Source organism: Vallitalea guaymasensis (assembly GCF_018141425.1).
GTDB classification, from domain to species: domain Bacteria; phylum Bacillota; class Clostridia; order Lachnospirales; family Vallitaleaceae; genus Vallitalea; species Vallitalea guaymasensis.
Genome location: NZ_CP058561.1, coordinates 3,538,706 through 3,555,068, shown reverse-complemented (window position 1 = coordinate 3,555,068; position 16,363 = coordinate 3,538,706). Strand labels below are relative to the sequence as shown.

General features: G+C 30.9%; 11 protein-coding genes. All 11 read right to left on the bottom strand.

Annotated features, from left to right (window positions below; translation table 11 throughout):
- Positions 1 to 49: 49 nt before the first annotated feature.
- Positions 50 to 919 (bottom strand): carbohydrate ABC transporter permease, encoded by an 870-nt coding sequence (locus tag HYG85_RS15205; RefSeq protein ID WP_244971207.1) that lies wholly within the window; start codon positions 917 to 919, stop codon positions 50 to 52.
- Between the two features lie 15 nt (positions 920 to 934).
- Positions 935 to 1,909 carry an ABC transporter permease gene (locus HYG85_RS15200; RefSeq protein ID WP_244971206.1) on the bottom strand — a complete coding sequence of 325 codons (975 nt, stop codon included), beginning with the start codon at positions 1,907 to 1,909 and terminating at the stop codon, positions 935 to 937.
- A gap of 172 nt (positions 1,910 to 2,081) precedes the next feature.
- Positions 2,082 to 4,280: a helix-turn-helix transcriptional regulator gene (locus HYG85_RS15195; protein WP_212690380.1), complete on the bottom strand. Its 2,199-nt coding sequence runs from the start codon at positions 4,278 to 4,280 to the stop codon at positions 2,082 to 2,084.
- A 31-nt stretch (positions 4,281 to 4,311) separates the two neighbouring features.
- The gene (locus HYG85_RS15190; protein WP_212690379.1) at positions 4,312 to 6,261 is read right to left on the bottom strand and encodes a heparinase II/III family protein; all 1,950 of its coding nucleotides are present in this window, start codon (positions 6,259 to 6,261) and stop codon (positions 4,312 to 4,314) included.
- Positions 6,262 to 6,375: 114 nt separating this feature from the next.
- The gene (locus HYG85_RS15185) at positions 6,376 to 9,069 is read right to left on the bottom strand and encodes a discoidin domain-containing protein (RefSeq protein ID WP_212690378.1); all 2,694 of its coding nucleotides are present in this window, start codon (positions 9,067 to 9,069) and stop codon (positions 6,376 to 6,378) included.
- Between the two features lie 252 nt (positions 9,070 to 9,321).
- Positions 9,322 to 9,858 (bottom strand): ribosome hibernation-promoting factor, HPF/YfiA family, encoded by a 537-nt coding sequence (gene hpf / locus HYG85_RS15180; protein ID WP_113673683.1) that lies wholly within the window; start codon positions 9,856 to 9,858, stop codon positions 9,322 to 9,324.
- Positions 9,859 to 10,312: 454 nt separating this feature from the next.
- Positions 10,313 to 12,076, bottom strand: coding sequence for an NADH-dependent [FeFe] hydrogenase, group A6 (locus HYG85_RS15175; protein ID WP_212690377.1), 1,764 nt, complete (start codon positions 12,074 to 12,076; stop codon positions 10,313 to 10,315).
- Between the two features lie 43 nt (positions 12,077 to 12,119).
- Entirely contained in the window at positions 12,120 to 13,913 is a 1,794-nt protein-coding gene (locus HYG85_RS15170) for an NADH-ubiquinone oxidoreductase-F iron-sulfur binding region domain-containing protein (protein ID WP_113673681.1), read from the bottom strand.
- 22 nt (positions 13,914 to 13,935) lie between these two features.
- The gene (locus tag HYG85_RS15165) at positions 13,936 to 14,331 is read right to left on the bottom strand and encodes a (2Fe-2S) ferredoxin domain-containing protein (protein WP_113673680.1); all 396 of its coding nucleotides are present in this window, start codon (positions 14,329 to 14,331) and stop codon (positions 13,936 to 13,938) included.
- A gap of 26 nt (positions 14,332 to 14,357) precedes the next feature.
- Positions 14,358 to 14,837: an NADH-quinone oxidoreductase subunit NuoE gene (gene nuoE, locus HYG85_RS15160; RefSeq protein ID WP_212690376.1), complete on the bottom strand. Its 480-nt coding sequence runs from the start codon at positions 14,835 to 14,837 to the stop codon at positions 14,358 to 14,360.
- 466 nt (positions 14,838 to 15,303) lie between these two features.
- On the bottom strand, positions 15,304 to 16,011 hold the full coding sequence (locus HYG85_RS15155; RefSeq protein ID WP_212690375.1) for a PHP domain-containing protein: 708 nt from the start codon (positions 16,009 to 16,011) through the stop codon (positions 15,304 to 15,306).
- Positions 16,012 to 16,363: the final 352 nt, after the last annotated feature.

Genomic DNA, 16,363 nt, shown 5'->3' with positions numbered 1-16,363 from the left:
TAATATATCCTCCTTATAAATACGGATAAAGCTCCGCTAATTTCATATATTATCCTTTTACTGAACCAACCATTGAACCTTTTTCGAAATATTTTTGGATGAACGGATAAATAATCAACATTGGTATTACACCAATAATTATTGTTGCAAAAATTAATGTTTCTTTGGATAAAGAAAGTATTGCATCAGCACTTTGCATTGCTTCCTCACCTATATCCATTTCAACAATCATCTTCTTCAATATTACTTGTAACGGTATTTTTTTAGGATCTTTTAATATAAGCATTGCCCAAAAGTAACCATTCCATCTACTTACAGCATAATATAATCCTACTGTTGCTATTGCAGGTTTTGCAAGAGGTAAGAAGATCTTAAATAATATGGTTAAATCATTTGCCCCATCAATCTTAGCAGATTCTTCAATCTCTTCTGGTATTGATTGAAAGTTAGTTCTTAAAAGTATTACATAAAATGCTGAACAACCAAATGCTATAATTAATGTGATTCTCTTATCTAATAAGTTAAGATCTCTTAAGTTAAGATAAAAAGGAATCATACCAGCATTGAACCACATTGTAAAGGTAATTAATATTGTCATTAATTTCCTTCCTCTTAATCTTCTTTTGGATAGAGGATAAGCACCTGATACGGTTAAAATAATATTTACTAGTGTTCCTAAAATCGTATAGTAAAAAGCATTGGCGTAGCCAATCAATATTTGTTGGTCTTCAAAAATCTTTTTGTATGCATCAAAATTAAAATCTACAGGAAAAAACCAAACCTTAGCTGATGCTACTGCATCTGGTGAGGAGAGTGAAGATGATAATACGTAAATGAATGGATATAGACATAAAATACATACTAAGATGATAATAACATAAATGATATAATCAAAAATATTTCTTTTGAAATTTCCCATCATACTTCCCTCCCTTTACCATAATGATGTCTCTGAGAACTTCTTAGAAATTTTATTAGCTGCAAAAACTAATATAAGTGCAATAATTGCATTAAATAAATCTACAGCAGCTGCTACATCGTATGTTCCTTTTTCTATTGCAAGTCTATAGACATAAGTACTAATTACATCTGATGTTTCATATGTAGCTGGTTGTTGTAACAACAACACTGATTCAAAACCAACGGATAACATTTTACCAATACGTAAAATCAGCATAATTGTGATTGTTGGTAAAATACCCGGAATAGTAACATGAAGTGTTTGTTTCCATCGATTGGCACCATCAACAACTGCAGCTTCATATAACTGGGGATCAATGGATGCTAATGCTGCAATATAGATTACAGCTCCGAACCCTGATTCTTTCCATACATTCATACCAGTAAAAATACCTCTGAAGTATTCTGGTTGAGTCAAGAAATAGGTTCTATTTCCACCCAATGCAGCAATAATGTTATTTATCAAACCACTAGGTGCTAAAAAGTTAACAACCAAGCCTGCAACGATTACTGTTGAAACAAAGTGTGGTAGATAACTTATTGTTTGAGCTGTACGTTTGAATTTCTTATTTCTGACTTCATTAAATAAAAGGGCTAAAATAATAGGTATAGGAAATCCAATAACCAAACCATATAGATTGATCAACAATGTATTTTTGATAAGTCTAAAAACATATGGTGACTTAAAAAACGTAATAAAATTATCTAAACCAACCCACGGACTACCTTCTATACCTTTGAATAATGAATAATCTTTAAAAGCTATTTGTAGTCCATATAGTGGTTTGTAGGCAAAAAAGAAATAAAATAATAAACATGGTATAATTAAAATATATAAGTATTTATCTCTAAGAATATCTTTCTTTAGTTCACAAAAATAATTATTATGTTTATTTTTCTTTTTGATTTTAGTAGTTTTATTAGTTGAACTTATTTTGATGTTACTCACTTTTTTCCAGCCTCCCTTCTCTCTTGATGTTATCCTCATCCTATCAAAGGTAAGCATTAAAATAAATCCTCAAAATATTATATTCACACTCAATATCAACACTACTACCTTGTGTTCATTATCATATTAGATTTTGTTAATATATATAAGAAAAGACTCCTTGAATTGGAGTCTACTTCAATGTATCTTTGTATGTTCCCGGAGATACTCCTTCGTACTTCTTGAAGATTCTAATAAATGTATTGGTTGAATTGAACCCTAAGTCATTTGACAGGTCTTTAATCTTTATTTCTCTATTGCTATTCATTATTTCCTTGGCTTTTCTAACTTTTAGAGTATTGATGTAGTCCTTAAAATTGATACCTTGACTTTTCTTGAAGATTATACCCACATACCCTGCAGAGAGGTTGAACTTTTCTGCTAGATCTGTTAAAGATAAATCTTTATGAAAGTTCAAATTGATATAATCTATTATATTATCAATATGCTTGAACTCTTCTATAACATTATTCTTCTTAATGCATTCAAGAGTTTCCATGAATATCTCTTTTATTTTGTTTCCCAATTGTTGTTTTGTATTACACATCTTAAGTTCCAGATAAGCGTATTTTATATCCTCTTTGAATTTATTATCAATGCCTGATACCTTTGATATAACCCTGTTAAGTGTACCAGCTACAGCAAAAATAAATTGGGACAGTACATCTGCACTTAAGGTTCTTAATTGTAAGTTCTCTTCTAACAAATAATCCATGACCTGCAATACTTCCTCTTGCTTTCCTGCAAGGGATAGATTGATTAAATTTTGTTCAACTTCCAATGGATAATAGAAAGAGTCATCAAAACCACTGATATCACTTTCAGTAATAATAATTTTATTAAAAGCAAATTGATATTCTAGTATTTTTATTGCTGTTTTATATGACTGTTCTATTTCAAATACATCTGTTACTGTACTCCCAAAGGATGCAATGATATTCATGCCACAACGTTCCTCAATACCAATTATAAAGTTTTTCAATAGAATTGAAATCTTGTCTATCTTATCTTCATTAATAATAAGTCCTATTCTATTAGCATTGATTTCAATGGATTCAAATTTTTCCTTCATATCATTTGTATCCAGTGTATAATTCAACTCATTATATATATTGTGAATATTAATCACTCTACTGTCATCACTTAGTAATTCCTTTAATTGTAGTACAATTGATAAACAAGGTTCTTGTGTATTAATATTCAATCTTATATCTAGTCGTTTACTGTCTGCTTCTGTGAATAAACCATGAATAATCCTATTGATATTTCTCTTCCTTACAATCTCATTATTCTCTTTAACCTTCTGTTCAAGAGATTTTTTTTCAAATTTCATTTGATTGACTTCTGTAGTAATCAAATCAAACTCATTACCTTCTATTTCAAACTGGGGATTCTCTTTTATTGAGTATATTGTCCTTTTAATAGGTCTATAAACTATCTTACTCCATATAACAGCTAAAACAATTCCCAAAATAGTAATAATAATATATCCAAATATAAAAATGGGGCTGATATATTTATGGTTCTTGTTTACATAATATACGTAATTCCATCTCAATTCTGTATTGGATTTTTTTTGGTATTTATAAAATTCTTTCTTATTATTATCTAAGATAGATAGTTCTTTTTCATCAGTTACAATATTGCTATTGTAATTCAACAATTCTGACCCATCATATATGGTAAATATTTCTTTTACATCTTCACTCAAAGTTGGCAATATATCTTTTTTATCAAATACCAAAAAGCATAATAAATCATTCTTCATATTAATTTTGAGATTAAAAATATAGATTAACTGCTCCTTATTTCTAATATATATAGGCTCTTTTTTCTGCCATATTTTTTGATTCACAAAATAATCATGTAGATTAGTTAAATCTTCACTACTTAGATTGCTTTTTGGAAAAATCCGTTTCAATGTAGCTGTCTGATTTGGCATAATAAATAAGTCTTCGCCTATTTTGTTTAAGTATATTTTACTGTTAAGATTAGTGAAGACATCCAGTTCTTCGCCTAATTTTTGACAAACCTTTGTTATAGCATAATAATTTTGACCTTCTTCACTGTATTGTCTTACAAATTCATTTGAAGGCAGGCTTCGTGCAACATTGAATAACGTATTAATCTTATAGTCGATATCATCGGTAATTTTATTAAAGTAAAAATTATTTCTCATATCTGTCTGTACCCTAGATTGATTTAGTTCTTGTACACTATGTAAAACAATAACAATAATAGTATAAATCATAATTAAAAATAAATAAGCGTATAGAATCTTTCTTTTATACTGAGCTTTATTACCTTTTTTAAAAGTAATTTTTCTAGTCATCAGACATTCTCTCCCTTGATGATAATAATAGTTACATGTCAATTGAGCATTTATTATCTTTCCATATTAAAGTATAAACAGAATCGTCAACTTCTATTATACACATAATTCGGCTATTGTCTTGTTTAATATTTACATGAACATTTGATAACTCTGATGATACCTTAGGTATCATGACAGTATGGAAAATAGTTTCTCCAACTAAGGGATTAGTACTATTGAGTTGTAATAGAGTTGATTCCCTAAGACAGTCGATTTCATCTGAAATAGCTCCTTTGATTAATTCCCTTTTAAAATTATTTTCATCATAATATATACTAATATTAGAATCACTTTGATCGGTATAGACAACACCTTTTTGTTCTTTAATCTTTGTAGAATCCAAATGATAATGTAATTGTACTGTATCTTCAGGGTTAAGATGTTCTACCTTATCTAAGATAACAATGATTTTTTTATCAACAAGACTCATCAATCGAGTATGAATAATAGGCTCATAATTATGATGACGAGCAACCACATACCATAATTTTTCATGGGCATCAGTATTTATTACATACCCTGCCTTTTGTTTTTCATAGCTGAATGAAGTTAAATATTTAAAGTTATCTTTATTATTGATTGTTAAAGTATTGTGCCACTGTGAACTTTTAAATGTATATCTTTCATTGCAATCTCTATAGGTAAAAACACCTGGGTCAACAACTAATGGTCTATTATTGCATGTTAAATCGAATCCCATTAAATCCATATGAGCATGATTACTAACTATTGGTGCATTACAAGCAAAGAAAATACTCAAATCTGACTTGTCCCAACCTGTTCGGTACATGACTTGATTGATATCTCTTTGCCAGTTGAGATTATCCATTTGTAACGTATAATCTTTACTTGCCTCTTCGATTTCCATCAACAATTTTTCGATATCATTAATGTATCTTAGATGATTGACCAATAAGTCAGCTATCTCATTAATTGAAATAAATTTTCTAATGCTTAATAAGTATCCCACATGGTTAAATACAATGTACCCATATAAAGCACCTAAAACTGCAGCAGTGTTAGCTCTTGAATCACCCCAAGGAACAGTTGTACCGGTTGGTCTAAAAGAATAAATGCTATAACATAGACTCTTTCTTAGTCGGTCTACATAATCTGTTGAAAAATGATTGGTACCACCGGCAAAAATAACCCCTGTAGAAAACCATTTAACAGCTCCATTATGATACATAGGACATCCTTCTACATGAGCTCCATCAATTGTTAATTGAGCTTTGCTACATCTTTCTAATTCAGAGATAGCAAAAGCTTTCCATTCATCTGCTTCTTCAAATTGTTTAAATGTATTCCCAACCCATAGTAAGCCTAACATTTCCATTATATAATGGTTAGTTGCTGCCCCAGGATGTTTCTTGGGACTTACCCTATATAGTATTTCACCATGTCTATGTATAGATTCAATTAGTTTTTCTAGAAGCTTATCCGTAATAACCTGTGAACTAATAAGCATTTCAACAAAGTACCCCCATGCCTCTTGCATTCTAATTCCTACCTCAAGTATCCTCCATGGGTCTACCTTATTATATAAGTGGGTATCATATGATTCAGGTGGAGTACACACCTTTAGCCAATTGTCCATATCGTTTATAACTTTTGTTATGTACGTTTCATCTTCAAGGATAATATAAGCATCTATTAACGTGAACCAATGTTTCATACGATTCAGTTGCCATATATATTCGTTGTCATTGACAATGTTATCAAACCAGTTAGGAGGATTTCCAATATGAATATAATCTCCACCGGTTCCAGGAAGTAGTATATATCCATCCCGATATTTATTAGCTCTATCTATAAGTCCTACATAAATATCGGGATACTCTTTTTGTAAATATTTCAAATTTCTTTTTCTACATGCTATATTTTTTTTGTTTATTTCTTTAAAGCTTTCTCTTATTTGATTTTGATCATAATGTCTCATTTACTGTGCCACCTTTTCATTATGTATAATATCTATTATTTACTGAAATTATATATATTGAACATACCATTAAGAGGCACTGTATTTAAATACCCATTATCTTATATCTATGGTTCATTTCTTATATTTATATATTTTTACACCTGTATAGCTGTTCCAATCATTACTTGTATTACCTTTTCCATTTACACGTACATATCTTGCTTCCTCAGCTAAGAATGTAAAGTATTCAAAGTCCAAGCTGGTTCCTCTACTTTTCCCATTAAGAATCTTCTTCCAGTTAGTACCATCTTTGGATACTTCAATATCAAATAAGCTTGCTCTAACATTACCTTTTGAAAAAGATATTCCCACCACATTAATTTTTGTAACAACTCCAAGATCAAATTGTATCCATTGTTTACCTTGAGCTGACCACCTTGTATTAAAATCATTATCCAGTGTGTTCTGTGGTTTGTTAGGATCTTGATGGGCACTTGCTGTTGCTTCTACTATTTTTACTTCTTCAGCTCCTTTTGGTAATTGCTCTAGAGATTCTGTTGTAAGGAGAACTGTGTAATGAGTTCTACTTTTACTATTGTTTTTATCAGTAACCTTAATCTCAACTGGGGTAACGATATTATCTGTAGCCTGAGCAACTTCAACATCAAATCCTTCTGAAGCTTTCCCTGTAATAATTGGTACATCCGTCGTTCCATATGGTATGGTATATGTATAACTTCTTACCTGATTATTAAACCCATCAAGAAGTTTACCATTTATATAGATACCTGTTAATAATGGTTTTTCCATGTCACCTTCTGTAAGCTGCCATTGATCTAATGCTTTATATTCAGGTATTTTGTCTCTATCCGCATCACTATAGAGGGGTACCAATGCAATAGCCAAGTCCACATTGGATACATTTCCCAGTTTCACAACTAGTTTTTTAATTCCTGTGTTTGCCTTGAGTTTATTGGTATCTCCTAATGGATTAGGTGTACCTTCTAATGGTACTGCTTCCATTTCAGTAAATGTACCTTCACCATGTATTATTTTTACTAATAATTGCTTACCATTTTTTGTTAATATAGCCTCTTTTCCATCCTTTTGAATATTAATATTAGCTTCAGTATGCATGAACCAATAATAATCCGATGGTGCTTTCATGGTAATTTGGTCTTGTACAATCATGGTTTCTCTAAATGACGTAAGCATGACTCCTCTTTTTGCTGAATTAACATGTCGGCTATATGCTGGTGTTAAATCTGCAATAGCATATGCACCATTTTTATTGGATTTGGATGTTGTTATCTCGTTGTTTGCTTTATAATCTTGTTGATATTGTTTATCAGGGTTAATGACAAAGGTGTTATGTCCATCAGGTCTTGTTCTGTAGAAATGATACCTGTCTTTATCATAATTGAAATAGCCTGGTACATAATTATCAGTACCTATGTCAATAGCCCATTGTTCACCATTAGCGTGAAATACAAAATTACCACTATCCATATGTCCGTGACTCATATAAGCTTTTCCAGCTTTAAATCCTATATATGTACTAAGTGGGTCTATCCATGAACCTCTCATCAATGCTAAATCTGGATCTCTAAACTTAGCGTCTAAGGGTAAATCCAATTTCTTAGATGTTACAGAAGTATTGTACCAAATTAAATCATATACACCCCCATTTTTCTTAGAATCATCAAGCATTTTAAGTCCTAATTTGGTTATACTATCATCATTCAATAATTTGCCTAGATAAAATAACTCTGGTACTCTAAGTTTTAGAGAACCACTTGGAGAATCACCGTAATTGAATATACCTTTTGGACCTGACACATGAGCGATATAATGAGCAGTTTTATCAAGACCATCTACTTTTGATATATCATAATCCTGTCCAAGAGCTGAATTGAGTGTTCCTAAACCAAGTGCTATATATTCCAAGGCGTATTGCCAATAGGTGGGACCTTCCCCCCATGCACCATCTGGACCATACTCTGTAATAATACCCTTACCAAAGGAAGTGATTGCTCTCTCCAACGCTTTACCACTAACATCAGATTCTTCATCACCAATAGCCAGTGCTGACATGATAATTCCTGAATTGCAGACTGCATTCCAGTTACTGTCCAGTTCTTTCTTCACAGACCACCATGCTCCGTTATTGATTTGTTCAATTCCTTTATTTAATCCTTTTTCAATGATAGCTTTTCTCATGTTTGTCTTTAATTCATCATCTAGATCATCATAAAACCAATCATATGCTATTGCCATAGCTGACATGATAGTCGCTGTATTCAAAAATTCTCTATTATCATTCCAATCTTGAAAGCTAATAGCAGCATTAATCTCTTGTATTGCGCGTTCTAAATAAACTTGTTTGTCTGTTAACAAATAAGCCATTCCTGTAATTTCGATATATTTCTTAATATCTTTAGCCGCATTCAATCTTCTACCGTCAGGTATTTCATATTTTGATACAGGCTTACCTAATATTTCATCTGCCTGTTCAATTACTGCTTGAGCCCATTTATTTACTCTTTCATTGCTACTTCTAGCGGCTTTTATCTCATTGATTTTTTCTTGATTGATGAGTATTCGTGGATGTTTGTTATTAGGATTGGCTTTTTTTAGATCATTAATAACCGTTTCTCCACTGACAATAAAATCATCATCGATTATAATATTGATATCTTCTTTATATGAAATTATCTTAAAATCGTCTAATACATTAATCATTTCATTAGAAGCTTTTACCTTTAAACAGAATGGTACAATGATTAATAGTGACATTGTGATAAGTGCTAGTGTTATTTTTTTCATAAAATACCTCCTATTTGTAAAATACTTATTTTCTCAGATAATCATCTGAAAAACCAAGCTTGTATATCTTACTATACTATGGAATAGTGAGGTTTTTAATATTGACTTTCTTATATCTATATCTAAAAAACAATATTAGTATATATTTACCCTTTGATATCCTTTCTAACTATTATAAAGCTATTCAATCACCAAGTTAATGACATTAAAAAAGGAACCTTTTCAGGTTCCATTTTTATTTTTTATTTTTATTTACAGTGTTGGTTCAATTAAACCATAAGCACCTTTTTTTCTTTTATATACTACATTAACTTCTTCTGTGTCACTGTTCATGAATACAAAAAAGTCATGGCCTAATAAATCCATTTGTAAACATGCTTCTTCAATATCCATAGGTTTCATTGCAAAGCGTTTAGTTCTTACTATCTCAATTTTTTTATCATCAAAGTCTTCTTCCATAGTTTCATTAACAAAGTCATTTTTAAAAGTTCCAACACTATGATGTCTAGATATTAATTTGTTTTTATGTTTTAAAAGTTGTCTTTCTAACACATCAACCACTTTATCTATAGCAGTATACATATTTTCAGCTGATTCTTCTGCTCTGATGATACTGCCTTTAATCGGAATCGTCACCTCTATTATATGCCTTAATTTTTGAACACTCATTGTTATTTGAGCTTCGTTATCTGGATTGAAATACTTATCCATTTTGCTCAACTTATCGATAGTTGCTTCCCTTAATGCTTTGGTTATTTCTATGTTTTTTCCACTTATGATGTAGCGCATACTACCAACTCCTTCCGAAATATCATAGACTTTTATATATAATAGTCTATATTATTATATTCGATATTCAATCAATAAATCCTTTAAATTGATATAAATTTATATTTATTCCTATTCGTAATTTTCTGCTAAATAAAAGAGATTTATCTTTTTTTATGTGGATAATTATCTTTTTTCATCCCATAAATATCATAATATCTGTGGATAGTGTGTATAACTCTGTGAATAACCTAATATCGTATCAATTTTTATCTAAAAAATGTGGATACTTATCAACAGTAATATTTTATGTTAACAAGGAGTTATCTGACAATTTTTCTAGCAAAAAATAAATTTAAGCAAAAAATTTTCTTCAATATGAAAATTTGTCTTAATTATAATTCAATAATTGTAAAAATGGCTTCTGCATTATTAATACAGAAACCATTTTAACTTTATATCAATTCAATTATTATTAAACTCTATCTTTTACAGAGTAATGAGTATGAAGTAACTTATGAGATAATTCACTCATTGGTTCTCCAAGATATTGCTCGTATAATGCAGTGATTGATGGATTTTCATGAGATTTTCTTAAAGGCATATTTTTGTCAACTTCATAAATTGCAGCCATACGTTTTTTAAGAATATCTGAGTTACCGTGATGGTAAGGTTGACCTCCACCACCAATACATCCACCAGGACATGCCATAATTTCGATAGCGTGTAAGTTTCTAGGATTACCGCCTTCAATTTCTTCTAATAATTTTCTAGCATTACCAAGTCCATGAGCAATACCAATATTAAGTGTAAATTCATCCATTTGTACAGATGCTACTCTTACACCATCAAATCCTCTTAACTCTTCAAAATCTACTTTATCTAATGTTTTACCAGTATGGATTTCGTAAGCTGTTCTTGTTGCAGCTTCAATAACACCACCAGTTGAACCAAAGATAACAGCAGCACCAGTTGATTCTCCTAAAGGATTGTCAAATTCTGATTCTTCTAATTCTAATAAGTTAAGATTAGCTCTCTTGATTAAATGAGCTAACTCTCTTGTTGAAATAGATATATCCACATCTGGATTACCATCAACTTTGAACTCATCTCTAGCAGCTTCATATTTCTTAGCTAAACATGGCATAACTGAAACAACAACCATTTTTTCTCTAGGTATATTCATTTTTTCTGCTAAGAAAGATTTAGCAACAGCACCAAACATTTGTTGTGGTGATTTTGCTGATGATGGAATATCAATTAATTCTGGGAATTGACTTTCAATAAAGTTAACCCATGCTGGACAACAAGATGTTAAAATTGGTAATGGAACATCTTTGTCTCCTGCTAAGAATCTATTAAGTCTTCCTAATAATTCTGTTCCTTCTTCCATAATGGTTAAGTCTGCAGCAAAATCTGTATCGAATACACGATCAAAACCTAAAGATCTTAATGCAGTTACCATTTGACCTGTAACAATTGAACCAGGCTCTTTACCGAATTCTTCTCCTATTGCAACTCTTACAGCTGGTGCTGTTTGAACTACAACAAATTTATCTGGATCAGCTAATGCTTCTACAACTTTCCATGTATGATCATTTTCAGTTAAAGCACCAACTGGACATACAGCAACACATTGACCACAGTGTGTACATACTGTTTCTGATAATGGTGATTCAAATGCTGGAGATACAACTGCGTCAAATCCTCTGTTAATTCCAGATAACGCACCAACAGTTTGAACTTCATTACACATAGTTTCGCATCTTCTACACATAATACATTTATCCATATCCCTAATAATTGCAGGTGAATAATCTTGTTTATATGTTGATTGAGCTTTTCCAGTTACTCTTACTTCTCTTACTCCAAATTTTTCTGCTAAGTCTTGTAAATCACAACGACCTGATTTTGCACAAGTCAAGCAATCCTTTGGATGATCTGATAATAATAGTTCCAATACTGTTTTTCTAGCTTCTAATACTCTTATTGTATTTGTTCTAACAACCATGCCTTCAACTACTGGTGTAGCACATGATGGCGCTAGATTTCTTCTACCTTCAACTTCTACTACACATATACGACATGAAGCTGTTTTATTAACCATTTTTGTATCATGCAAGTCTAAATGACATAATGTTGGAATATCAATGCCTAACTTTTTAGCAGCATCTAATATAGTACTACCTTTTGGTACCTGTACTTCTTTACCATCAATAGTAATTTTTACCTCTGACATTAGGTTACACTCCTTTTCTAGATTCTAAAGAATTCACTTTTATTTATTTCTTAATAATCGCTCCGAATTTACACTTATCCATACAAGCACCACATTTGATACATTTATCTTGGTCGATAGTATGTGGGTTTTTAACAGTTCCTGTAATTGCACCAACTGGACAGACTCTTGAACATGCTGTACAACCAATACATTTATCTTCTTGAATGTAATATTTCAATAAATCCTTACAGTTACCTGCTGGGCATTCTTTATCTTTTACATGAGCTACGTACTCATCCCAGAATACATCCAATGTAGATAACACTGGGTTAGGTGCTGTTTGTCCTAATCCACAAAGAGCTGTATCTTTAATTACACGGCTTAATCTCTTAAGCTCATCTAAATGCTCCATTGTACCTTTTCCAGAAGTTATTAATTCTAATAACTCAGATAAACGCTTAGTACCTACACGACAAGGTGTACATTTACCACAAGATTCTTCTTCAGTAAACTCAAGATAGAATTTGGCTACGGCTGGCATACAGTTATCTTCGTCCATAACAATCATACCACCTGAACCCATCATTGATCCTTTGGCAATTAAGTTATCGAAATCAATAGGTGTATCTAAGTCTTTTTCTGTTAAACATCCACCTGATGGTCCACCTGTTTGAACAGCCTTGAACTTCTTACCGTTCTTGATTCCTCCACCAATATCATAGATAACTTCTCTTAGAGTTGTTCCCATAGGAACTTCAATAAGTCCAACGTTATTAATTTTACCTGCTAAGGCAAATACTTTTGTTCCTTTTGATTTTTCTGTACCGATCTTATTAAACCAATCTGCACCTTTTAATATGATAACTGGGATATTAGCAAATGTTTCTACATTATTAACATTTGTTGGTTTGCCCCAATATCCAGATTCTGCTGGAAATGGTGGTTTAGTAGTTGGTTCTCCACGTTGACCTTCCATAGAATGTATAAGTGCTGTTTCTTCACCACATACGAATGCTCCCGCCCCATATGTAAGTTCTATATCAAATTCAAATCCAGTACCCATTATATCAGTACCTAATAATCCTGCTTCTCTAGCATCATCAATAGCTTTTTGTAATCTCTTAATTGCAAGTGGATATTCTGCACGAATATAAACTTTACCTTTAGTCGCTCCAATTGAGTAACCACAAATAGACATAGCCTCAACAATACTGTGTGGGTCTCCTTCTAAGATAGAACGGTCCATGAATGCACCTGGGTCCCCCTCGTCAGCATTACATACTACATATTTTTGATCTGCTTCATATTTACTAGCAAATTCCCATTTTAAGCCTGTAGGGAATCCTCCGCCTCCACGGCCTCTAAGTCCTGACTCTTTAACAACATTGATTACATCGCTAGGAGTCATTTCAGTTAATACTTTACCTAAAGCGTGATATCCATCACGTGCAATATATTCATCAATATTACTTGGATCTATAAATCCACAGTTTCTAAGTGCAATACGCATTTGTTTTTTATAGAAATCCATATTCTTAGAATCACTAACTTTTGCTTGTGTTTCAGGATCTTCAAATAATAATCTTCCTACTTTTCTACCTTTTACAATATGCTCTTTTACGATCTCTTCAGCATCTTCTGGTTGTACTTGAACATAGAATGTATTATCTGGCAATATTTTTACAACTGGACCTTTTTCACAGAAACCAAAACAACCAGTTTTTAGTACTTTAACCTCGCTGTCCATGTTGTTGATTTTTAGTTGTTCCTTTAGATTATCAACTATTTCCTCGGATTTTGCAGATATACATCCTGTACCTCCGCAAACCAATATATGCATTTTATAGTTAGACATCTTTTAAGCCTCCTAACTTTTTTTATTCAATAGTTTTATGAGTTACAGGGATTATTCCATCAATTAACTCGCCATTTTTAATATGTTTTTCAATAACCTCTTTTGCTCTTTCTATTGTTACATCACCATATACAACTGGTTCACTATTTGGCATAGTTAATTCAATTGTTGGTTCTGCATAACAATATCCCATACAACCAGTTTGTGTTACAACTACGTTGTTAATGCCTTCTTTTGCTAATTCATCAATTAGGAAATTCATTACTTCTCTAGCACCAGATGCAATACCACATGTAGCCATAGCAACTTTTATTTGTATTAAATTATCAATGTTTTCGCCTTTTTCTCTTAATTCTACATTTGATTGAACTTTTTCCTTGATTTTTTTAAGTTCATCAAAAGATTTAATCTTTGCCATTTTTTTTCCTCCTTTTTAAAATACAATTATTTGTATTCTGCAAGAATATCTTTGACCATATCTGGTGTTACACGACCATAGACTTTATCTTCAACCATAACAACTGGAGCAAGTCCACAAGCCCCTACACAACGGAGTGATTGTAGTGAAAATTTACCATCTGGTGTTGTTTCACCAACTTCAATATCTAATTCTTTTTTTAGTTCGTTCAAAACATCTTCAGCACCTCTAACATAACAAGCTGTACCCATACATATTGAAATGTTAAATTCACCTTTTGGAATCATTGTGAAATAAGAATAGAATGTAACTACTCCAAATACTTTTGCTGTTGATATTTTTAATTTTTTTCCTACAAATTTTTGAACTTCTTCTGGTAAATATCCAAAAATATCTTGTGCTTTATGTAAAACACGTATTAGTTCTCCTTTTGTAGTTGGCATTGCATCAATATACTGCTCCAATTCTTGGAACTTTTCATCTGTTAATGCTGAATTAGCTGCCATTTGCTTACCTCCTTATTATATAATGTAAATGATTAACAAATTATATTAATTTATTAATTATAAACCAAAGTTATATATTTAACACGAAAAGCTGCATTATTACCATTTTATGGGGTTAAATCATAAATATCATGTTTTTTCTACAAGTTTTACAAGTATTCAAGTATTCTTCAATTAAGATAACAAAATGGTAGGGATATTTAACCTTATTTAATAAAGTATAATGCTTATTAAACTTAAAAAGGAAAGTCTATTAAAATTCTCATGTTTAAATATGCAATAATGTGTTTAATTAATAACATTAGAAAATACATCAATCCAACACATTAGTATATATATAAATTGAACTGGAATTGTTATTATTACAACCATTAATGAATATTTATAAGTACTACGACTTTCCCTTAATAATATTAATTATTGTTAACAATTCACTTTATAAAATTAGTTCAAATTATTTTCTTATCTATTCATATTGTTTGAGTGCGTTAAATATTGATTCTATATTTTTTTCATTAACTTCTAATGAATTTTTTTTAATTCCAATATACCCTAATTCATGAGCATCTGAAGATTGTATTATATGATAGTCTTTGTATTTTTGTCTATAAGTATCTAAGTTAGAAAATCTAGAAATCTCGAGTATAGAAGTATTCAAATCGTCTGGTATAAATCCTATATTAGCTAATATACTATAACTTGGTCTATCAATGTGAGCAGGTATTGCTATTCCATTGTTGTCATGTATCAAATCTATAACTTCGTTTAATGACATTGCCACAGATGTTAGTAGAAGTTTGTCCAGTTCTTTTATAATGTCATCATTCTCATCCAAAACATATTGATGTCCAAAAACAGTAGATTTATTCTTGATATAAGGTAATTTACTATATAGTTTGCTTTGAACATTGTATACACTCTCAATGTCAGGGAACAATCCTACCACATGTATTTCTTCTTTTGTTTCTATCTCAATTCCTGGAACAACAATAATATCTTTCCCCTTAGCTACTTTAATTACTGCTTCGACATTTTCTGCAGAATTATGGTCAGTTATAGCTATGGCATCTAATTCATTAATCAAAGACATGTTCACAATGTTATTAGGTGTCATGCTATCTTCTCCGCAAGGCGAAAGAGCTGTATGAATATGAAAATCATAGTATAATTTCATAAATCCGCTCCAAATATAGTCTATATTTTTTGTTAATATTTTATCAATTTCGACAAACACACATCCCTGTTATTATAACAAAAATAGAAATAAATGTAAAGAAACTATATTCTACTATTGTTTTATATAACACTTTTTATTATACCATGAAAATAGAGTTTTTCAACAAAAAAACACAATATATTAAGTAAATTACTTCCATCTAAAATTAGTTCTTTTTACTTGTTCCATATTGTTTTTTTCCTTAAGAATATTATTTTTTAACTTTTTTATATTAAATATTGTGAAATAATTATTTTTAAAATTAATATCATATATGATTCAGCAAAATTAATTTTATTAATTTAGGTCT